The 19,216-nt window shown below is 69.3% G+C and carries 20 protein-coding genes and 1 pseudogene; 10 read left to right on the top strand and 11 right to left on the bottom strand.

Going from position 1 to position 19,216, the window contains the following annotated elements:
• Positions 1-257, top strand: a pseudogene (locus tag APZ21_RS34825) (ArsI/CadI family heavy metal resistance metalloenzyme); the annotation flags it as partial.
• A gap of 55 nt (positions 258-312) precedes the next feature.
• Here the strand turns inward: APZ21_RS34825 and APZ21_RS20820 are convergent.
• Positions 313-1,233 (bottom strand): AraC family transcriptional regulator, encoded by a 921-nt coding sequence (locus APZ21_RS20820; protein WP_082393320.1) that lies wholly within the window; start codon positions 1,231-1,233, stop codon positions 313-315.
• A gap of 145 nt (positions 1,234-1,378) precedes the next feature.
• On the opposite strand from APZ21_RS20820, the gene APZ21_RS20815 reads away from it, so the two are divergent.
• Positions 1,379-1,924, top strand: a complete 546-nt coding sequence (locus APZ21_RS20815; protein WP_054814953.1) for a carboxymuconolactone decarboxylase family protein — start codon at positions 1,379-1,381, stop codon at positions 1,922-1,924.
• Positions 1,925-2,327: 403 nt separating this feature from the next.
• On the opposite strand, the gene APZ21_RS20810 is transcribed toward APZ21_RS20815, so the two are convergent.
• Entirely contained in the window at positions 2,328-3,113 is a 786-nt protein-coding gene (locus APZ21_RS20810; RefSeq protein ID WP_054814952.1) for an aldolase, read from the bottom strand.
• A 33-nt stretch (positions 3,114-3,146) separates the two neighbouring features.
• On the opposite strand from APZ21_RS20810, the gene APZ21_RS20805 reads away from it, so the two are divergent.
• The gene (locus tag APZ21_RS20805; protein ID WP_054814951.1) at positions 3,147-3,608 is read left to right on the top strand and encodes a helix-turn-helix domain-containing protein; all 462 of its coding nucleotides are present in this window, start codon (positions 3,147-3,149) and stop codon (positions 3,606-3,608) included.
• Between the two features lie 110 nt (positions 3,609-3,718).
• Here APZ21_RS20805 and APZ21_RS20800 read toward each other — a convergent pair whose 3' ends face one another.
• Complete coding sequence (locus tag APZ21_RS20800) at positions 3,719-4,606, bottom strand: hypothetical protein (protein ID WP_156371235.1); 888 nt, start codon at positions 4,604-4,606, stop codon at positions 3,719-3,721.
• 727 nt (positions 4,607-5,333) lie between these two features.
• Between APZ21_RS20800 and APZ21_RS20795 the strand changes: the two genes are divergently transcribed.
• Together APZ21_RS20795 and APZ21_RS20790 are read left to right on the top strand one after the other, a co-directional pair.
• Positions 5,334-6,089: an erythromycin esterase family protein gene (locus APZ21_RS20795; protein WP_054814949.1), complete on the top strand. Its 756-nt coding sequence runs from the start codon at positions 5,334-5,336 to the stop codon at positions 6,087-6,089.
• 150 nt (positions 6,090-6,239) lie between these two features.
• Complete coding sequence (locus tag APZ21_RS20790; RefSeq protein WP_082393318.1) at positions 6,240-6,725, top strand: FAD-binding oxidoreductase; 486 nt, start codon at positions 6,240-6,242, stop codon at positions 6,723-6,725.
• On the opposite strand, the gene APZ21_RS20785 is transcribed toward APZ21_RS20790, so the two are convergent.
• Positions 6,712-7,686 (bottom strand): SDR family NAD(P)-dependent oxidoreductase, encoded by a 975-nt coding sequence (locus APZ21_RS20785; RefSeq protein WP_054814947.1) that lies wholly within the window; start codon positions 7,684-7,686, stop codon positions 6,712-6,714. The genes APZ21_RS20790 and APZ21_RS20785 overlap by 14 nt on opposite strands.
• 89 nt (positions 7,687-7,775) lie before the next feature.
• Between APZ21_RS20785 and APZ21_RS20780 the strand changes: the two genes are divergently transcribed.
• Positions 7,776-9,125: a TIGR01777 family oxidoreductase gene (locus tag APZ21_RS20780; RefSeq protein WP_054814946.1), complete on the top strand. Its 1,350-nt coding sequence runs from the start codon at positions 7,776-7,778 to the stop codon at positions 9,123-9,125.
• Here APZ21_RS20780 and APZ21_RS20775 read toward each other — a convergent pair.
• From APZ21_RS20775 to APZ21_RS20755, 5 genes are all read right to left on the bottom strand, one after another.
• Positions 9,101-10,399: an SAM-dependent methyltransferase gene (locus tag APZ21_RS20775; RefSeq protein ID WP_054814945.1), complete on the bottom strand. Its 1,299-nt coding sequence runs from the start codon at positions 10,397-10,399 to the stop codon at positions 9,101-9,103. The two genes, APZ21_RS20780 and APZ21_RS20775, sit on opposite strands and share 25 nt — an antisense overlap.
• On the bottom strand, positions 10,396-11,139 hold the full coding sequence (locus APZ21_RS20770) for a DUF1365 domain-containing protein (RefSeq protein WP_054814944.1): 744 nt from the start codon (positions 11,137-11,139) through the stop codon (positions 10,396-10,398). The genes APZ21_RS20775 and APZ21_RS20770 overlap by 4 nt, the downstream gene beginning before the upstream one ends.
• Positions 11,136-12,452 (bottom strand): NAD(P)/FAD-dependent oxidoreductase, encoded by a 1,317-nt coding sequence (locus APZ21_RS20765; RefSeq protein WP_054814971.1) that lies wholly within the window; start codon positions 12,450-12,452, stop codon positions 11,136-11,138. Before APZ21_RS20765 ends, APZ21_RS20770 begins: the two co-directional genes overlap by 4 nt.
• Positions 12,453-12,573: 121 nt before the next feature.
• On the bottom strand, positions 12,574-13,419 hold the full coding sequence (locus APZ21_RS20760; protein ID WP_054814970.1) for a MerR family transcriptional regulator: 846 nt from the start codon (positions 13,417-13,419) through the stop codon (positions 12,574-12,576).
• Between the two features lie 89 nt (positions 13,420-13,508).
• Positions 13,509-13,871 carry a hypothetical protein gene (locus APZ21_RS20755; RefSeq protein WP_054814943.1) on the bottom strand — a complete coding sequence of 121 codons (363 nt, stop codon included), beginning with the start codon at positions 13,869-13,871 and terminating at the stop codon, positions 13,509-13,511.
• Positions 13,872-14,009: 138 nt separating this feature from the next.
• Here APZ21_RS20755 and APZ21_RS20750 point away from each other — a divergent pair, with 138 nt between their 5' ends.
• The 4 genes from APZ21_RS20750 to APZ21_RS20735 all read left to right on the top strand — a co-directional run bounded on the left by APZ21_RS20750 (position 14,010) and on the right by APZ21_RS20735 (position 17,468).
• On the top strand, positions 14,010-14,630 hold the full coding sequence (locus APZ21_RS20750; protein WP_054814942.1) for a lipocalin family protein: 621 nt from the start codon (positions 14,010-14,012) through the stop codon (positions 14,628-14,630).
• Between the two features lie 153 nt (positions 14,631-14,783).
• Positions 14,784-15,248: a DUF2231 domain-containing protein gene (locus APZ21_RS20745; RefSeq protein ID WP_054814941.1), complete on the top strand. Its 465-nt coding sequence runs from the start codon at positions 14,784-14,786 to the stop codon at positions 15,246-15,248.
• A gap of 178 nt (positions 15,249-15,426) precedes the next feature.
• Positions 15,427-16,236, top strand: a complete 810-nt coding sequence (locus APZ21_RS20740) for a nuclear transport factor 2 family protein (RefSeq protein WP_054814969.1) — start codon at positions 15,427-15,429, stop codon at positions 16,234-16,236.
• A gap of 50 nt (positions 16,237-16,286) precedes the next feature.
• A complete protein-coding gene (locus APZ21_RS20735; RefSeq protein WP_054814940.1) occupies positions 16,287-17,468 on the top strand; it encodes an alpha-hydroxy-acid oxidizing protein in 1,182 nt (393 codons plus the stop codon).
• Here APZ21_RS20735 and APZ21_RS20730 read toward each other — a convergent pair.
• Positions 17,465-17,668: a hypothetical protein gene (locus APZ21_RS20730; RefSeq protein ID WP_156371233.1), complete on the bottom strand. Its 204-nt coding sequence runs from the start codon at positions 17,666-17,668 to the stop codon at positions 17,465-17,467. The genes APZ21_RS20735 and APZ21_RS20730 overlap by 4 nt on opposite strands.
• Positions 17,669-17,992: 324 nt before the next feature.
• Positions 17,993-19,081 (bottom strand): DoxX family protein, encoded by a 1,089-nt coding sequence (locus APZ21_RS20725; RefSeq protein WP_054814938.1) that lies wholly within the window; start codon positions 19,079-19,081, stop codon positions 17,993-17,995.
• Positions 19,082-19,216 lie beyond the last annotated feature (135 nt).

The raw sequence follows: 19,216 nt of genomic DNA, 5'->3' as shown, positions 1-19,216 counted from the left end.
CCACCTGTTGTTTCGCCACCCAGGACAAGGTGTGGGTCACCGCGCCGGACGACGAGCGGTGGGAGGTCTACACCGTTCTCGCCGACTCCGAATCCTTCGGCACCGCTCCGGCGCGGGCCGGCGGCGAAGCGGTAGGCGGCGAGCATGACGGCGGGGTGTGCTGCGGCACCGCCGAACAGGCCGCGGCCGAGGACGCGTGCTGCGGCAGCGACGCCAAGCAGAAGGCGCTGTCCTCCGGCGCCACTTGCTGCGACTGAACATCGAACACCGCACGTCCACAATCGATTTCGGCGCCCGCCGTGGCCGGAGCGACTACGGTCGCTCCGGCCACGGTCTCTTGTGGTTCGGGGTGCTCGCGGGCCGCGACCAACTGTCTTCGACTCCGCGAGTGGTCGCGATCCACGCGCGTGGCGAGCATCCGACCTTTTGGGTGAACGCTCGCGAGAAGGCCGGCGGGGTGGCGTATCCGAGTTCGGCGGCGGTGTTGGCGACCGAGGCGCCGGCGCGAAGCCGGTCCTGGGCCAGGGTGATCCGCCATCCGGTGAGGTAGTCGGCGGGGGGTTGGCCCACGATCTCTTTGAAGCGGGCGGCGAACGAGCTACGGGACATGCGTGCTTCGCGTGCCATCGTGGTGAGTGTCCATGCCCGACCCGGTTCTTCGTGGAGGGCGACAAGGGTGCGGGCGAGACGTTCGTCGCAGAGGCCCGTCAGCAGTCCATGGGGCACCGCGAGTTGGTCGGCGTGGTCGAGAATCCAGCGGAAGAGCTGGATGAGGACCACTTCGAAGAGTCGATCGACCAGCACGCGCTGACCGCACCGCGCGGTGTCGATCTCGGCGAACAGCAGAGCGAGCGCCGGCTCGAGTGTATCGACGGCGTCGAGCGGGACCACGACGACCGCGGGGAGCGTGCGTACCAGCGGGTGGGTGGGTCCGCCGTCGAAATCGATTGTCGCGCAGGCGAAGTCGGAATCGTCGGTGGGCGCGTTGTGGAACGAGTGATCGAGTGGGCGCGGGTAGAACAGCAGGCTGGGCTCATCGATCCGTCGCGTCTGGAGCCTGCCGTCGACACCCCGGTGCGTCACGTCCATCATGCCGCGTCGAAGCACGTGGAGAAATCCTCGTCCCGGTTTGGCGTCGAAGGTCGTCACGCCACACAGCGGTCCCGTATGGAACAGCCGGGTTCGCACCCGGAAGCGTTCGAGTAGGGGTGAGAGCCGGTCGAGAGAGGTCACAGATCCATGATGTCAGACGATCCGGTAAGAAACCGGGACGATATGCATCAATAAGTCCGATTGGCCCTGACAGTCTGAGAGCACGTCACCTGGCGAGTCACCGCGGCAGCAGGTGTCGTTCGAATCACGACCGAAGGAGCATTCCATGTCACTCGTCCCCCTCGTCGAGCGCGAGACCGCGACCGGAACCGTCGCGGACCTGCTCGAAAGTATCCATGCCGCATTCGGCACCGTGCCCGCGATGTTCCGCGCGGTCGCGAATTCGCCTGCCGCTCTGGCGAGTATGTGGGCTTCGTTCGGCGCCTTCGGCGGCGGAAGTCTCGGCCCGGCACTGAGCGAACAGATCGCCGTGGCCGTCGCAAACCGCAACTCCTGCGAATACTGTCTGGCCGCGCACACCGCGCTGGGACGTAAGGCCGGGGTCAGCGGTGCGGAGATGCACGCCGCGCAGATCGGCCGGTCGGAGGACCCGCGCACCGCGGCACTGCTGGGCTTCGCGCTGAAACTGGTCGAAGCGCGCGGTCAGGTGACGACAGCGGACGTCGACGCGTTGCGCGCACAGGGGTACGGCGATGAGCACATCGTCGAGGTCATCGGGCAGGTCGCACTCAACCTGTTCACCAACTACATCAACATCGCCCTCGCGGTTCCGGTCGACTTCCCCTCGGTGAAGCTGCGACCCGCGGGTTGAGGTGCCACCGATAACCGGGTCGCCCGGGTGCTGATCTCCACCTGACCGTAGGCGGCCAGACAACAGCCGCCGGGTCGAATCAATTTGCGGCGGGCGCATTTTCACCTCTGTGGTGCGCCCGCCGCGCTCGGGTGACACGGCGGGGGCCCTCGCGGATCAGGAGTGGGTGAGCGGGGCTCGCGGCTGGGCGCGGTCTTGCGGGGTCAGTGGCAGTAGCGGTGCTCGCGGATCGCGACGATGCTGCCGAGCGGTGCGATCGCGTGCCCTCCGAAGTGACCAGGCGGTCGACCAGCGCAGTGAGCTTCGCGGGATCGATCTTGGCTCGCTCGTCGGTGGAGAAGAGGGTGACGGGGTAGGCGACATGCCTTCGAAGGTGGGCATGCGGGTTCCTGACGCGGGAGGGTCACGGGTTGATGGCGTCGGGGTGGCGGCGCAGGGCCCGCCGGGCGTAGTAGGCGAAGTTCGCCCGGCTGCGACTTGGGGTGAGGGTCCAGTCGTGGGCCTCGCGGGCCAGTCGTTCGGGTAGCGGGGCGATGGTTCCCGCGGCCATTGCGGCAAGCTGCAGCGCGGCGGCGCGTTCGATGAGCACAGCCAGCGAGCACGCTTCTTCGATGCTCGCGCCGGCGACGACGTGGCCGTGGTGCGCGAGCAGGACGGCCTTCTTGTCTCCGAGGGCGGCGGTGATGATCTCGCCCTCCTCATTGCCGACCGGTATGCCGGGCCAGTTGGGCAGGAACGCGCAATCGTCGTAGAGCGGGGCAATATCCATATGCGAAACGGTCAGCGGAACTTCGAGCATCGACAGCGCCGCCACGTGGAACGGATGGGTGTGCACGATGCATTGCACATCGGGGCGAGCGCGGTAGATCCAGCTGTGGAAACGGTTGGCCGGGTTGGCCATTCCGCCGCCGTCGAGCACGTTCAGGTCTTCGTCGACCAGGAGCAGATTGTCTTCGGTGATCTCGTCGAAGCCCAAGCCGAGGCGCTGGGTGTAGTAGGTGCCTGCCCGGTCGGCACGTGCGGTGATCTGGCCCGTCAATCCCGAAGCGTGACCGGCGTCGAACAGGGCACGGCAGGTCAAGGCGACCTTTTGCCGGACCGTCCAGGTCGAATCGCCGAACTGGACGGCCATATCGGCTCGAGCGCGCCGCATGAGGGTCTGTTTCGAGTCGCCGAGCGTGTTTCCCATGGGATCTCCTATCGCGGACACAAAGTAGACGTTATGACACAAAGTGTCATAACCAAGAGCTATCTGTCGAAGGTCGAGCGGGCGCTCAGCACGCCGTCCATCGCCGTCGCGATGAAGATCGCCCATGCACTCGGAGTCGATGTCGGGCAACTGTTCTCCGACCGGGCGGGTGCGGCGAATATCGCCGTGGATCGCGCCGCGGGTCCGCCCGGGGAGCAACGGTATCGAACCGTCGCGGCGTCGATGCTCGGCAAGTCGATGTCGCCGTTCCTGGTCTATCCGACCTACGAATTCGCCGACGACACCCACCGGACCCACTCCGGTCAGGAATTCGTTTTCGTGCACGTCGGAACGATCGAGTTGGAATACGGCGGCCGGACCACCATTCTGCACGTAGGCGACAGCGCCTACCTGGACGCATCGATCCCGCACATGATGCGCAGCGTGAACGGTGCACCCGCACAGGTCGTGGTCGTGGCACACAACGAGATGTAGGTTCTCGGCGATCGAGACCGCTTTGACGTACGTGTTGGCCCTACCTCACACGCCCAGCCGTCACCACTCGCGAATATCGCGATTTACCAACGTATTTCAGACTCGGAACACTAGTCCGACCTGCTTATCGGATTGGGGGCGGTGGCGGTGAGGATCTCGCCTGCCCGCTTGTCGACGTAGGTGGTCACCGCCTGCTGTCCGGCGCCGAACACGGCGGCCGCCAGTAGCAGCCCCGGCCATGTCCGCACGTACTCCGTCCGCAGCGACTCGGTGTTCACGATGATCATGCCGAGCACGGCGACCAGCGGACCGAGCATGACCTTGAGCAATGCCTGCTGCACCGGCAGATTGAACGGACTGAAATCCGACGGGACCCGCGAGATCGCGGGTATCGCGGTGAACAACGCGCCCAGACCACCGAAGAACATCACCACGACCAGGAAGAACCCACTGGAACCTGACCACGACGCGGGTGGTTCCAATAGCCGCGTCCCGACCGCGCGCCACTGGACGACGACGAGGACCACAGCGAACAGCAGGCAGAGGGCCGAAGCGAGCACCAGCCGGTTCCGCAGATTCCGCGCCTCCTGGTTGATGCGGTCCGCCTGCTCATGGGATGCGCGCAAGACACCGATCATGGACGCGCGCAGCTCGCGCGGCGGGACCGGGGAATCCTTGCTCTGCGCTGCCACACGCAACGCGTCCAGATGGAGCAGCTGCTTGTTGTCGCCTTCGAGGTAGAAACTGCCGTGCGCGGCGACGTCGACAGCGCGCGTCGTGAGTTCCCTCTCGTCCAACAGATCGATCGTTCGCTCCTCCACCTCGCGCAACCGCGCCCAGGCCCGCTCGATTTCCGTCCCCCACCACCACTTGCGCAGACCGACCTTCTGTTGCGCCGCCATGGCGGCATCCCGCAACAGCTCGGAAATGAGAAACGCCCGCTCGTCGCGGTCAGCGTCGTTTTCCGGCGCGAGCCGCGCCAGGTCGTCCATGAGCATGATGCGCCGTCGTTCGACGACCTGCCTCCACGGCGCGGCATACGACCAGTGTTCGGGTAATCCGGACCGAAGCCGACGCCAGAGCGCGCCGCCCGTATCGCGCGGGCCGGCATCCGAGAGTAGCCACGCGGTCGCCCGACTGCGGTCCGCACTCCTGGGCGCCTTCCTCTCGAGCGACACGAGGAACCTCCGATGTGGAAATACCGATTGGTTGATCCTGCGATCCGGGCGGGTCTCCCATTGATTGGTGACCATGCTGCCGTATGGCCCCCGGAATCGATCGGAAGACATGCGCCGTTCCGTATCGGTGCGTGCGTCGATGCGGCGATTTCGCGGGGGCCGTGCCGCGGACGCGTTCGACGCGGCCGGCACGAGCGGGTCGAGGTGAATTCCGTTCAATACGCGGCCGACTCGTGCGGTGACAATGCTACGAGCCGGCTTTTGCCGCACGGTCGGAACGACATCCGTCGCCGCGACTGTCACCCGGAGGTGACGGTAGCCAGGACGGCAGACGCAGCGGGTGGCGTCGGACCGGGCCGGGGGAGTCGGCAGCGAATCGATATGGCGCCCGATGCGCGGCTGCGGCCACTGCTGGCGCGGCCCTACCGTGCCTATCCCGTCGGCCACGAACCCTCCGCGCACAGCAGTGTGCCCGCCGGTATGGCGGTGCAGTTGGTCGTCAAGTTGGCGGACGGGCCGCGCCGCCCCCCCGGAGTTCCTGGTAGGCGTGGCCGCCGCTCCCGGCTGGGCGCGGCTCGATACCGGTGCGAAGGACGCGCTCACCGCGGCACTGGCGCGTACGCGAATACGGATGACGGCGCTCGAACCGCAGTATGTGGCACGCGGTGGTCAGGACGGGTTCGATATCGCGCTGCGCCGCCTCGACGCGGTGTGTCACGCGGACTACATGTTCCGTGCCGTGGCGGCCCTGACCAGCGGAGCGGATACCGCCGGTGATCTCTCCGCCCGCGAGGTGTTCCTCGCCGAATCGGTGCTCTGGCATCTCGCTCGCCGCGGCCCCGAGGAACGCGTCATCCTCGTCGCCCACAACAATCACATCCAGAAGGCGCCGGTCCGGTTCGACAACGGGCCAACCGTGCTGCCGATGGGTCTGCACCTGCAACGTGCGCTCGGGTCCGATTACCGGGCGATCGCATTGACCCATAGCGACGACCATGTCGCGGAGATGTATCCGTCCCCCGGCCACGCCGCCGGCTTCACGGTCCGCGACACCGCCCTCGACCCGCCCCGGCCGGGCACTGTGGAATCCGCGCTCACCCGGGCCGGTTTCGGCGACCAGATCACGATGACGGATCTGCGGCGCCCCCCGGACGATACGGAGACCGGACCGCTACTGACCGGAATCCGATCCCAGAGCACGACTCTGGAGTTGTCCGTTACCGACGCCTTCGACGCCGTGCTGTGTCTGCCCACCGTCACCACGGACGACACGATCGGTTTCGGGGGCTCGGTCGATCGATAGAAATCCAGGCGGCGGATCCGGTTTCACGAGCGGATCGCCGCACGGTTGATTCCGTTCTATACGGCGCGAGCGGAGTCCGGGAACACTGACGCTGTTCACGGCGGTCCTGACCACAACAGTGACGAGCCGTCGGGCAGGAAGGAATCGACCATGCACTGTGCCGGGAACCGAGACCACCACGCCACGGGCGAGCCCGCACCCGCGATTCCGAGGGCGGCATGGCAGGCGGGGCAGTTGGACGGCGACGTCATCCGCCCCGGCGACGTCGACTACGAAGCCGCCCGCCGGGTGTGGAACGCCGCGATCGACCGCGAGCCGTCGCTGATCGTTCGTCCCCGTGGGACCACCGACATCACCCGAACCTTGGCATTCGCCCAGGCGAACGGGCTGCCGCTGGCGATCCGCGGCGGCGGGCACAGCCCCGGCGGATACGGCACCATCGACAACGGCGTCGTCGTGGACATGTCGAGGATGAATGCCGTCCACATCGACCCCGATCGCCGGGCGGCTCGGGTGCAGGTCGGTGCGACCTGGGGAGAGTTCACCACCGCGAGCCAGGCCAACGGTCTGGCGACTCCGGGTGCGGACGTGGCCGCCGAAGCCGTCGCGACAGCAACCGAATTCAGGTCTGCGTGACGTCGGCCGCGCGAGTGCAGTCCAACCAGAGCCGCCACAGTTGGCCCGAGGTGTATCGGGTGCGACGGAGGCGGTGGTCGGGGCGCGGGCGCCGGTCGTGCCAGAACAGGCCCGTTGGCGGGGTGGGGCGGGTGGCGGCGAGCCAGATCGCGGTGTCGGCGCCTTCGGCCGGGGTGCGCAACAGCGGGCCGACCAGGCGGTGGAATCCGGGCAGGGCGTCGGCGACTCCGGGGGTGTCGACCCAGCCGGGGTGCATGGCGTGTACCGAGATGCCCTTGGGGGCATAGCGTTCGGCCATGAGGGGGGTGAAGGCGACCTGGAGGCGTTTGGTGCGCGCGTAGGCGGTCGTGCCGCGGTAGCGTCCCTCGCGGTATTCGAGGTCTTCGCTCGGCAGCGGCTGGGTGTACATTCCGCCCGAGGACACGAAGATCACGCGGCCGTCCTCGGTGGCGGCGAGCAGCGGGGCGAGCCGGTCGGTCAGGCGCAGCGGGCCGAGGACGTGGGTGGCGAGGGTGAGTTCGTGACCGTCCACGGATTCGGTGCGCTCGTGTGGCAGTACGCCGGCGTTGTGGATCAGCGCGTCGAGGGCGGAGAGCCGGTCGCGGAGCCGGGCGGCGCAGTCCTCGACCGAGGCGGGATCGGAGACGTCACAGACGGTGACGAGCACGTCCGCGTCGGGGTGGGCGGCGAGGATGGTCGCGCGGGCGCGCATGCCGCGGCTCTCGTCGCGCACCGCGAGCACCACGCGCGCGCCGAGTTCGGCCAGTCCCCGCGCGATCGCCAGGCCGATGCCGGAATTCGACCCGGTGACCGCGACGGTCGCGCCGCGCAGCGCGTGCGGCGGCGGGTCGGCGGGCCAGTGGCGGCGGCGCAGCGCGACGCCGAGCCGGGTGTAGCCGGGGACGACAGCCCGGTCGAGCAGGGAGTCGAGGAGTCGGGTGGCGCCGGATGCATCGTTCATCGGTTCATTCTCCCGGAGAATTCGGACCGAACGCGCCGAAATGATGCGCTAACGGTGCGAGACGGTCCGACTTGGCTAGAGTCGGACATATGGGCATCGAGTGTTCGAGCGTCGTCGCCGTACCCCGCCCCGAGGTCTTCGCCTGGCACGCCAGGCCGGGGGCGTTCACCCGGCTCGCCCCGCCCTGGCAACCGCTCACGCCGATCACCGAGGCGGACTCCCTGCGCGACGGGCGCGCGGTGCTCGGACTGCCCGGCGGATTGCGCTGGATCGCCCGCCACGATCCCGAGGGCTACGATCCGCCGCACCGCTTCGTCGACGTCCTCGGCACCGACGGACTGGCCTCGCTGCCGACCGGACTGCTGATGCGCTGGCGTCACATCCACGAGTTCGAGGTCGTCGACGACGACCACACCCTGGTTGTCGACCGGGTGCGTACCCCTGTTCCCGCCTTCGCGCTGCGCTCCATGTTCGCCTACCGCCACCGCCAACTCGCCGACGACCTCGCCGCGCACCAGCGCGCCGCCCACCACGGATACGCGCCCGCCACCATCGCGGTGACCGGCGCGTCCGGCCTGGTCGGCACGGCGCTCACGGCCTTCCTGAGCACCGGCGGTCACCGGGTGATCCGGTTGGTCCGGCACAAGCCCGCCAATACCGACGAAAGACGTTGGCGTACGGACGATCCCGCTCCCGACCTGCTCGACGGCGTTGACGCGGTCGTCCACCTGGCGGGCGCTTCGATCGCAGGCCGTTTCACCGAGGCGCACAAGCGCCTGCTCGCCGACAGCCGCATCGGCCCGACCCGCGCACTTGCCCAACTCGCCGCCGATTCCGGCGTCCGCACCTTCGTCAGCGCCTCGGCCATCGGCTATTACGGCTACGACCGCGGTGACGAGGTGCTCGACGAGAACGCTTCGCGCGGTGACGGATTCCTCGCCGATCTGGTGGCGCGCTGGGAGGCGGCCACCGCATCGGCGGCGGGTGCGGGCGTGCGGGTGGTGCGGGTGCGCACCGGCATCGTGCAATCCCCGCGCGGCGGCACGCTGAAACTGCTGCGGCCGCTGTTCTCCGCCGGACTCGGCGGCCGCATCGGCGACGGCGAACAGTGGCTGTCCTGGATCGGCATCGACGACCTCGTCGACATCTACCATCGCGCGCTGTGGGATTCGGAACTGTCGGGCGCGGTCAACGCCGTCGCGCCACAGCCGGTCCGCAACGCCGACTACACGCGGGTACTCGCGGGCGTGCTGAATCGGCCCGCACTGGTCCCGGTGCCGGACTTCGGTCCCGGCCTGCTGCTCGGCTCGGAGGGGTCGCGCGAATTGGCCCAAGCCAGCCAACGGGTCGTGCCCGCGCGCCTCGAACGGCTCCGGCACACCTTCCGGCGTCCCGAACTCGAGGCGACCCTGCGTCATCTGCTCGGTCGCTCCGACTGATCGGCCGCGGTCAGCAGGATCTGGCGGACATCGAGATAACCGCTGCGGAAACCGGCTTCGGAGTAGGCCAGATACAGCCGCCACATCCGGCGGAACACCGGATCGAAACCGAGGGCGGCCACCTCGTCGCGGTGGAAGTCGAAGCGCTGCTGCCACAGTCGCAGCGTGCGCGCGTAGTGCGGCCCCATCGAGAAGCTCTCCCGCACCGCCAAACGGGTGCTGCGGGCGACCGATTCGCCGATGAGTTCGGGGGAGGGCAGGAATCCGCCGGGGAAGATGTACTTCTGCACCCACGTGTAGGTTTCGCGGGTGGCGAGCATGCGCTCGTGCGGCATGGTGATCGCCTGGATCACCGCCCGTCCGCCCGGAGCCAGCACCCGGTCGATGGCGCCGAAGAAGGTGTCGAGGTACTCGTAGCCGACCGCCTCGATCATCTCCACCGAGACCACCGCGTCGTATTCGCCCGCCACGCAGCGGTAGTCGAGCAGATCGATGTCGACGCGATCGGCCAGACCGGCGTGCGCGATCCGTTCCTCGGCGAGTGCGCGCTGCTCGACCGACAGCGTCACCGACCGCACCGTCGCGCCGCGCGCCGCCGCGCGAAGGGCCAATTCGCCCCAGCCGGTGCCGATCTCGAGTAACCGGGTGCCGGGGCCGACGCCCGCGGTGTCGAGGATGCGGTCGATCTTGGCGCGCTGGGCGTCGGTGAGATCGGTCCAGGCGGGCGGGGTGTCAAGGTCGGCGAACAGGGCGCTGGAGTAGGTAAGGGTCTCGTCGAGGAACAGTGCGAAGAAGTCGTTGGACAGGTCGTAGTGCCGGGCGATGTTGTCGCGGCTTCTGTCCTCGCTGTTGCGTTCGGCCGCCGGATGCCGTGCGACGTAGAGGCGGCGCAGGCGTTGCAGCGGGGCCGGAATCAGCGTGGCGACCCTGGCGGCGAACACCTCGAGTGTCGCGGCGGGGTCGGGGGCCGACCAGTCGCCTGCCATATAGGACTCGCCGAAGCCGATCAGGCCGCCGAGTCCGAGGCGGGCGTAGAAGTCGCGCGGGCGGTGCAGGATGAGCCGCGGCTGCGCGGGATCGGCGGTGTCGGTGCCGAGCAGCGCGCCGTCGGGCATCTCGACACGTAGCGGGAGCGTGCGGACGACGCGCCGGAACAGATACTCCGCGCCCGCCGCCGCCACCCGCGCCCGCGGACCGGACGGCACGGATTCGACATCGGACCGGCTCGGTGGTCCTGGCCGCTGGACGGGGGTCGGCTGGGATCGGATAGTCACCGCGAAGGCTCCTGGAGTGCGGGTGTGGGTCGGGGGGCGACGGGCAGGCGGCGTGCCCACAGGCGCACGCCCTGCCAGCGAATACGCGCCGAGACCACGAGCGGAGCGAGGGGCGCGGTCAGTGTCGCGCGCAGGATCGTCGCGGGGGTGGCCGGATGGCAACGGCCGGTCATCGCGGCGGCGAAGATCGGGTCGCCGTCGGAGAGCACGATCGAGACTCGCAGCCGGTCGTCGGGTTCGGGCACTCGCATGCGGTAGTCGCCGCTGACGTCGTTGAACGGCGACACGTAGAACTGCTTGTCGGTGTGCGCGCGGCCGGAGTCGTCGGGCCGGAGCAGGTAGCGGTGCCTGCCGCCGTAGGTATTGTGCACCTCGGCGATGACGCAGACCGGCGCGCCGGTGTCGTCACGGCACCAGTACAGGGTCAGTGGATTGAACACGTAACCGAGCACGCGGGCGTTGGTGAGCATGAGCACCCGGCCGCCGCGCAGGTCGATGTCGTGTTCGGCGAGGTAGTCCTCGACATTGCGGCGCAGCGTGGCCGCCGGGTCGCCGAGATGGTCGGCGGCGCGGAAATCGGCGAACGGGCGCAGCCACCGCGGCGGCGCGGGCATATCGTCGAGGTCGACCAGCCAGCTGTAGCTGCGGTAGCGGAACTCGTGCCGGAGCGGGGCGATGCGCACGTGCCGGATGCGCGTACGGACGATACGCGCGCTCTGCCGCGACGTCCGTGCGCTCATGAGGCCCGTGCGGCGACCAACTCGTCGGCCTTGCGCGCGCCGACGCGCTGGGCCGCGCGCAGACCGGAGGCCGCGCCGTCCTCGTGGAATCCCCAGCCGTGGTACGCGCCCGCGAAGGCCACGCGGTTGTCGCCGATCTCGCCGAGTCTGCGCTGGGCGGCCACCGATTCCGGTGTGTAGATGGGATGCTCGTAGACCATCCGGTCCACGATCAGGTCGTCGGCCACCCGGTCGTGGTCGCCGAGGGTCACCAGATAGCGCTGGTCGCAGTCGGTTTCGAGGCGCTGGAGCCGGGTGAGGTCGTAGCTCACCAGTACCCGATCGGGGCGCGCGGCACAGGAGGGCAGGCGGTAGTTCCACGAGGCGCGGGCGTTCCTCGCTTTCGGCAGCACCGACGAGTCGGTGTGCAGCACCGTGTGGTTCACCGAATACGGTATGGAGGAGAGGATTTGGCGTTCGGCGTCGGTCGGTTCGGCCAGCATGGTCAGCGCCTGTACCGGATGAGTGGCGATCACCGCGGCATCGAAGTTGCTGAATCCGTCGGCCGCGTCCCGGACGGCGACTCCGTCGGCTGTGCGGTGCAGTGTGTGCACCGGTGTGCCGACGCGCACCGAGTCCAGTTGCCGTGCCACCGCCTGCACATAGGTGGCCGATCCGCCGGTGACGGTGCGCCAGGTCGGCGAGTCGAAGACGGTCAGCATGCCGTGGTGACGCAGGAAGGTGAACAGGTAGCGGGCCGGGTAGCGCAGTGCGGTGCTCGGATCGCAGGACCAGACCGCCGAGACCAGCGGGGTGAGGAAGTGCGCGAGGAAGTACTCGGAGAATCCCGCGGCGCGAACGAACTCGTGCAGGGTGCTGCCTTCGTCGCCGGAGGTCTCCAATTCGGCGCGAGCCAACTGGTGGAAGCGCGGAATTTCGGTGAGCATGCGCAGATAGGGGCCGCGGACCAGTGATCGCGGCGTCGCGAACAGTCCGGGCAGGCCGCGTGCGCCCGCGTATTCCAGTCCGCAGCCGTCGCAGCGCACCGACATGCTCATATCGGATTCCTGTGTGGCGATGCCGAGTTCGCCGAACAGGCGCAGCAGGGTGGGGTAGGTGCGGTCGTTGTGCACGATGAAGCCGGTGTCGACGCCGAGTTCGGCGCCCGTGGTGGATGTGACGAAGTGGGTGTCGGCGTGGCCGCCGAGTCGATCCTGCGCCTCGTACAGGGTGACCTCGGCCGTGGGCGCGAGCGCCCAGGCAGCGGTCAGTCCCGATACGCCCGAGCCGATGACGGCCACCCGCCGAGTGCGATCCGTCGATGGCTCGCTCATGAGTTCCTCCTGAATCGGATGAATCAATTATGCATCGTTAACTCGGATCGTGCCACCCGAAGTAGATGCTCTACCGTGACTTCGGCGACATGCCCGGGAACGGCGACCTGACCGGCGGCGCTCAGGACAGCAGGTCGGCGGCCTCGATCAGACTCCCCACCCGCAGCACCCGCTCGGGCAGGATCACCTCGTCCCAGCCGGGACCGCCGACCAGCACCCGCGCGCCCGCGCCGACGCAGGCGCGCACCGCGGAGGCCAGCGCCGTCGATTCCTGCTGGGACCACAGCACCACCGAGGTGGGATCGCCGTGGCGGGCCAGCGCATCGATGAGCGCGGTGGTCGGCACGTCGGCGCCGAGCATGCGCGCGCCGATCTCGCGTTCGGCGAGTGCGGCGCGCAGCGCCTCCAGAGCCAGCGCGTGTGTCTCGCCGCTGGTGCACGCCAGCAGGATCGAGTCCGACCGCGCCGGTTCCGGTGGCGGTGTGGTGCGGTGCAGTATCGACGTAATGCACCACGACAGCAGGTGTTCCACGTCGATGCAGCCCTCGCCGCCGTCTTGACGGGCGACGATATCGGCGAAGGCCGGTCGGCACAGCTCTTCCCAGGTGTCGACCACGCCGTAGTCGCGCACATGGGCGGTGAGCAGTGCGGACACCGTCGTGGTGTCGAGTGCGAACGCGGCGTCGAGCAGGCTGATCCGGTCGCCGCGCACCGGCAGCGGGCCGCGCACGGCGGCCGCCGCGCCCGCCGGGGTGGCGCCGTCGCGGATCAGCGTGACCATCTGGCTCAGCAGCGCGATATCGCGTTCGGAGTACAGCCGGTGCCTGCCGGGACGATCCTGCGGCGGGCCGATGTCGTAGCGGCGGTTCCAGCTGCGCAGTGTCGCGGTCGGTATGCCGAGTCGCTCGGCGACCGCGCGAACCGTGTACCCGGCCGCGTCGGAGACAGGGGCGGAGCGGGCGGGCATTGCCCCATTCTGCCCGGTCGCGCGCGGGGCCCGGTCCGTGGCCCGGCGACCTCGCGGCGTCGCGGACGCGAACGGCGCCGAACCGGTCGTCACCGTCGTAACGCGACCATCGAAGTCGCGGCGCAGAAAGCGGCCCAACCGGCGGTGACCGCGAGAGCCTTGGCCTGTTGCGGGCTGCCGCGCAGTGCGAGTCCGAGCACCGCCGTATCGGCGAGATCCGAGCCGACCCGCACGGCCGCGGCGATGCGCAATTGGCCCGGTTCGCGCGCGGCCACCAGCGCCAGACCCGATGCGACATCGCGCAATCCGACCATGCGGGCCATTGCGCGGGCCGAGGCCGAATCGTCGGACCAGCCGCACGGCGCGAGCATGACCGCCGGTCTTGCCGCGACCGCGATGCCGTACGCGGCCGTCACCACGCCTGCCGTACGGGGGAGCCAGCTGTATCGCATTCGACCTCCTACATCGATTCGCTGCCCGATGGTGACTTGGGTTCGCATCAATTATGCATCGTTGTGGGTAGGGTGGGTAGTGCTAGAGGCGTCCGATCAGATGGATATCCACCCCGATACGAGGAGGTTCCCACCGTCATGGTCAACCACAGCGTCCGCCGCCGCATCGCCGCCGCCGTCACCGGTCTGTTCGCCGCCACCCTCACCGCCGCGGTCGCGGGCGCGCAACCCTCCGCCCCCGATCTCCTCACACCGCCCGCCCCCGTGCCCGCACTGGACGTCGAGCGCTATCTCGGCACCTGGTACCAACTCGCCGCCGTGCCCCAGTACTTCAATCTCGTGTGCGCCCGCGACACCCAGGCCACCTATGCCCTCGATCCGCGCGGCGACATCTCCGTGCGAAACCGCTGTACCACCTGGTCCGGCGCCCCGAACGAGATCAGCGGAACCGCCCGGGTCAACGACCCGGTGACCAACGCGCAATTGCACGTCAGTTTCCCCGGCGTGCCGACACAGGAGAGTCTCGACGGTCCGACCAACTACATCGTCACCGCACTCGGCCCTGACTATTCGTGGGCGCTGGTGACGGATCCGACCCGGCTGTCCGGCTTCGTGCTCTCGCGAACCCCGGCGCTCGGCGCCGAGCAGTGGGCGGGAGTCGGCGCCGCGATCGACGCCGTCGGCCAGAGCCGGTGCGTCTACCTGACCTCGCCCACCACCGGCGGGCTGTCGGATATAGCGCCGTTGTGCACCCGCTGATATCCGCGCCGAGTCGCCGGCGGACGCACGGTGCGAAATACTGCACCGTGCCCGTCCGTTCGGCCGCCTCCGAGGTGAACCCTTCGACCGTGACGATCGTGATCAGGGCGACAGGTATCGCAGACCGCTCGCGGTCGTCCCGGAAGGCGCTCCATGGACACGATCAACGGCCTGCCCGCCCATGTGCTGCTGGTCCACGCGATCATCGTGCTCATCCCCATGACCGCGGTCCTGCTGGTCGTGGCGGCGGTGTGGCCCGCCGCGCGACGCGGGCTCGTCTGGCTGGTCGCCGGGCTGGCCGTGCTCACCACGGTCATGACCCCGATCACGGCCGAGGCGGGTGAGGCGTTCGCGGAGCGGTTCGGTGATTCCGGGCCGGTGCGAACGCACGCCGATCTCGGCTCGACCATGATCTATTTCGTGGTGCCGTTGCTGCTCCTGGCCGCCGCGCTGGTCTTCGCGCACCTGCGCGAGGGACGCGGGCGGCCGTTGGCCCGGCAGGTTTGGGCCGTGCTCGCTGTGCTGATCCTGGTCGCGGGCATCGCCGCGACCGTACAGGTCTACCGGGTGGGTGAGTCCGGGGCGCGGGCGGTCTGGGGCGTCACCGCCCTGGGCTGACGGCGCGGCGTCGGTGCGGCCCGTTTCGAACCGACCGCGACACCGCGAACTCCCCTAAGTGGTGATACGGAACGTCGATACGTAACCCGGCGCTTCCCCGCCACTCACCGCAGCCTAAAACTAGAACATGTTCTAACATTGGACGGAGTCGAGCCCGAGGACTTTGGAGGACACCGTCATGCCGCTGGAACCGATCGCCGACGAACTGCTGTCGGCCGTGCGCGCCTCACCGCGCGCCGTGGCGGCGCACGACCGGGCCGCCTGGGTCGGGCTGTTCGGACCCGACGCCGCCGTGAACGATCCGGTCGGATCGCGCCCGCACGTGGGTCAGGTCGCCATCGGCCGGTTCTACGACACCTTCATCGGCCCCAACACCATCGCCTTCGACGTGCGGCGCGATCTCGTCGACGGCCGCACGGTACTGCGGGACCTGTCCATCGCCACGACCATGTCCACCGGCGCGACCGTGTGCGTGCCCATGCATCTGCGCTACGACCTCGCCGAGGTCGGGGGCGTCTGGAAGATAGCCCGGCTCGCCGCGTACTGGGAACTGGGACCGATGGTCGGCCGGCTGCTGCGCACGGGGGTGTCCGGCGTGGCGGCCGCGGCCGAACTCGGGCCACGGCTGGTGCTCAACCAGGGTGTCGGCGGCGCGCTCGGCATGATGCGGGCGCTGGTCGGTGTCGGCGGCGCGGGCAAGCGGGCGGTGTGCGCGGTGGTCGCCGCGGCCGCCGACGGTGACAGCGAGCGGGTGCGGTCGCTGCTCGACGATTACGCCGTCCTGGAACTGCCCGCGGGCACCGCGCTGCCGGTCGCGGAATTCACCGCGGCCATTCGGGATATGCGGTGGGACAAGCTGATCGCGGCCGGCCGGACGGTCACCGCGTCGGTCGCCCTCGGCCGGGCGCACGGCATCGCGATCGTCGACTTCGCGCCCCGGCGCGCGGTGATCACCCGCATCACCGTCCACCTGGACACCACACCCTGACCCGTCGGTAACGTGTCCGTGGACACTCGCGCCGACGGAAAGGCCGAACAGTGGCGTTCGCCGACTACCAGAACGAGATCTACTTCGCCGCGCTCGGCGGCAACCTGCCGGACTTCCCCATGGACTACGCGAGTCTGGCGGCCAAGGCCGAGGCCGCGCTGCCCGCGTCGCTGTACTCCTATATCGCAGGCGGCGCGGGCGACGAACTGACCCAGCGCCGCAATGCCGAGGTCTTCGCCGACTGGGGGCTCGTGCCTCGCATGCTGGTCGGGGCGACCGAACGCGATCTGTCGGTCACCGCCTTCGGGCACACCTTCGCCTCCCCGTTGTTCATGGCGCCGGTCGGGGTGATCGGACTGGTCACCGGCGACCGGCACGGCGATATCGCGGTCGCCGAGGCCGCCGCGCGCACCGGTGTGCCCGCGATGTTCTCGACCCTCATGCAGGATCCGCTCGAGGAGGTCGTCCCGCACGCCGGTGACACGCCGAGCTTCTTCCAGCTCTATACCCCCAAGAACCGCGACCTCGCCGCGAGTCTGGTGCAGCGGGCCGAGCGGGCGGGTTACCGCGGTATCACCGTCACCCTCGACACCTGGGTTCCCGGGTGGCGTCCGCGCGATCTCGCCACCGGCAATTTCCCGCAGCTGCGCGGGCACGTACTGGCCAACTACACCAGCGATCCGGTCTTCCGGCAGATGGCCGCCACCGACGATCTCAAGATGATCGTGCTGCACTGGGTCGGCACCTTCGGCAATGCGCTGACCTGGGACGACCTCACCTGGCTGCGGTCATTGACGACGCTGCCGATCATTCTCAAGGGCATCTGCCATCCCGAGGACGCCCGCCGCGCCCTCGACCACGGCGTCGACGGCATCTACTGCTCCAATCACGGTGGGCGCCAAGCCAATGGCGGTCTCGGCGCGCTCGAGATGCTGCCCGAGGTGGTGGCCGCCGTCGACGACCGGGTGCCGGTGCTGTTCGACTCCGGCGTGCGCAACGGCTCGGACGCGGTGAAGGCGCTCGGCCTCGGCGCGACCATGGTCGGGCTCGGCCGACCCTACGTCTACGGCCTCGCCCTCGGCGGCGTGCCCGGCCTCGTGCACGTGTTGCGCACGATCCTGGCCGAGGCCGACCTGCTCATGGCCGTGAACGGCTACGCCGATCTCACGGCCGTACGCGCGAATATCCGCCCGGCCACCGCCGGTCACGCGAAAGGCCCTGCGCCGCACTAGGTCATGGCGGTGTCGGGCAGTGCGCCCTCCGCCGTGCGCAGGCGTTCGCTGATGCGGGTCAGCAGGTCGATCGACTCCTCGGACAGTCCGACGGCCGTGCGCACCAGACGGCGCAGTTTCGGTCCGCTGAGCTGGCAGGCCAGCACTTCGTCGTGATCGCGGTATCGGTCGAGAGGGTCGAGATCCACTGCGGTGCTCACAATCTGACGGCCGGGGCCCTTGGACACGGGTGCGGGGACGGGTTCGAGCGCGGACGCCCCCGCGCGGATTCCGAGGCCACCGCTCGCGCGAAACCGGTCCGGCTGCGTTCGACGGATCGGGTATGCGGCGATGCGGCCGCGCTCGGACTCCTGCGACTACTTGTCTGTTGTACCGGAACCCCTCGGCGAATCGTCGTCGGGCCTCGCCGAAATCTCGGATGGTGATACCGCGCGACCCGGGTACCCACCCGCATCGTTCGGGCCCCGTACCTGTGCGGTACGGGGCCCGAACACTACCGGAGCACTCTCCGGTATCGCATGGTTTCAGCCGCGCCGGGACTCGACACGGTCGCGCGCGGCCTCGGCCAAGTGCGCGCCGCGCTCACGGGCGGTGGCGGCGATCTCCGGGGCGCGCTGCTTGGCCGCCTCGGTGAGATCGACGCCGCGCTCGCGGGCCGCCTCGGCGAGTTCGGCCCCGCGCTCGCGGGCGACCTCGGCCAGTTCGGCGCCGCGATGCCGCGCGACCTCGGCCAGTTCGGCGCCCCGGTGCCGCGCGACCTCGGCGATCTCGGCGCCGCGGTGCCGCGCGACCTCGGCGAATTCCGCACCGCGATCCCGGGCGATATCACCGAATTCCGCGCTCCGATCGCGTGCGAGTTCGGCGGCGTCGGCGCCGCGGGCTCTGGCGAGTTCGGCGAGTTCCGCACCGCGTTCCCTGGCGAGTCCGGCCCATTTCGACCCGCGGACCCGGGCGGCGACCTCGGGTGCGCGCTCCTTGGCGAGTCCGACCCATTCGGAGCCGCGTTCCTGGGCGGTCTCGGCGAGTTCGGCGCCCTTGTCGGCCGCGATGCCACCGAGTTCGCGGGCTCGAACGGCCGCGTCGTGCGCGTGTTCGCGCAGTGCCGCGCTCGTGCTCGAATCGGCGGCGCCCAGCGGCAGTGCCGCCGCGACCGCGGCGGCGGTCTGGTGCGCCGCGCGCTTGCCGCGCCAGCCGAGGGAGGGCTTGCCCTCGGTGTCCGCGCTCGCGATCATCAGGCCGCCGAGCAGGCTGACGTCCTTGAGGAAGGCGTTGCGCTTGGCGGCCTTGCGATCGGGATCGGACTCGGCCCAGAAATCCTGTTCGGTCACCGTGGCCGGGATGACGGTCGCCGCGAGGACCAGCGCGGCCAGCCGAGGTGCGCGGCCGAAGGCGAGCAGGGTCCCCGCCGAAACCTGGGCAAGGGCATTGACCCGCACCACAGTGCCCGGATCGGCGGGCAGTTTGGCGGCGACGTTGTCCGGCAGCGTGCGTTCGCCGTGCTGCACCAGCGCGGCGGCGGCCTTGGCGCGGGGCTGCGGGTGGATGAGCGTATCGACGCCGTCGACGATGAAGGCGGACGCGAGTAGTGGTCTGGCAAGCCGGCGCAACAGCATGGTGACAACCCTTTCTCGGTGGCTTTACGGTCGGGTTCCCGGGAACCTTTTGGTCAAACACCACGTCGAGCAGGTCACCGGAACGGCGGTGACCTGGGCAATCGTAGCCGTGCGTGCCCTCACGACGCGGGTGTG

It is taken from the genome of Nocardia arizonensis (genome assembly GCF_001310275.1).
Classification (GTDB): domain Bacteria; phylum Actinomycetota; class Actinomycetes; order Mycobacteriales; family Mycobacteriaceae; genus Nocardia; species Nocardia arizonensis.
The sequence above is the reverse complement of the archived record's forward strand: the minus strand, read 5'-3'. Positions and strand labels throughout refer to the sequence as shown.

Excerpts from the sequence above, each read along its gene's own strand:
- APZ21_RS20770 (WP_054814944.1), bottom strand. The coding sequence starts at position 11,139 with ATGAGCGCACGGACGTCGCGGCAGAGCGCGCGTATCGTCCGTACGCGC.
- APZ21_RS20740 (WP_054814969.1), top strand. The coding sequence starts at position 15,427 with ATGCCGCTGGAACCGATCGCCGACGAACTGCTGTCGGCCGTGCGCGCC.
- APZ21_RS20760 (WP_054814970.1), bottom strand. The coding sequence starts at position 13,419 with ATGCCCGCCCGCTCCGCCCCTGTCTCCGACGCGGCCGGGTACACGGTT.
- APZ21_RS20755 (WP_054814943.1), bottom strand. The coding sequence starts at position 13,871 with ATGCGATACAGCTGGCTCCCCCGTACGGCAGGCGTGGTGACGGCCGCG.
- APZ21_RS20725 (WP_054814938.1), bottom strand. The coding sequence starts at position 19,081 with ATGCTGTTGCGCCGGCTTGCCAGACCACTACTCGCGTCCGCCTTCATC.
- APZ21_RS20745 (WP_054814941.1), top strand. The coding sequence starts at position 14,784 with ATGGACACGATCAACGGCCTGCCCGCCCATGTGCTGCTGGTCCACGCG.
- APZ21_RS20800 (WP_156371235.1), bottom strand. The coding sequence starts at position 4,606 with ATGCTCATGGACGACCTGGCGCGGCTCGCGCCGGAAAACGACGCTGAC.
- APZ21_RS20815 (WP_054814953.1), top strand. The coding sequence starts at position 1,379 with ATGTCACTCGTCCCCCTCGTCGAGCGCGAGACCGCGACCGGAACCGTC.
- APZ21_RS20790 (WP_082393318.1), top strand. The coding sequence starts at position 6,240 with ATGCACTGTGCCGGGAACCGAGACCACCACGCCACGGGCGAGCCCGCA.
- APZ21_RS20765 (WP_054814971.1), bottom strand. The coding sequence starts at position 12,452 with ATGAGCGAGCCATCGACGGATCGCACTCGGCGGGTGGCCGTCATCGGC.
- APZ21_RS20780 (WP_054814946.1), top strand. The coding sequence starts at position 7,776 with ATGGGCATCGAGTGTTCGAGCGTCGTCGCCGTACCCCGCCCCGAGGTC.
- APZ21_RS20810 (WP_054814952.1), bottom strand. The coding sequence starts at position 3,113 with ATGGGAAACACGCTCGGCGACTCGAAACAGACCCTCATGCGGCGCGCT.
- APZ21_RS20785 (WP_054814947.1), bottom strand. The coding sequence starts at position 7,686 with ATGAACGATGCATCCGGCGCCACCCGACTCCTCGACTCCCTGCTCGAC.
- APZ21_RS20805 (WP_054814951.1), top strand. The coding sequence starts at position 3,147 with ATGACACAAAGTGTCATAACCAAGAGCTATCTGTCGAAGGTCGAGCGG.
- APZ21_RS20750 (WP_054814942.1), top strand. The coding sequence starts at position 14,010 with ATGGTCAACCACAGCGTCCGCCGCCGCATCGCCGCCGCCGTCACCGGT.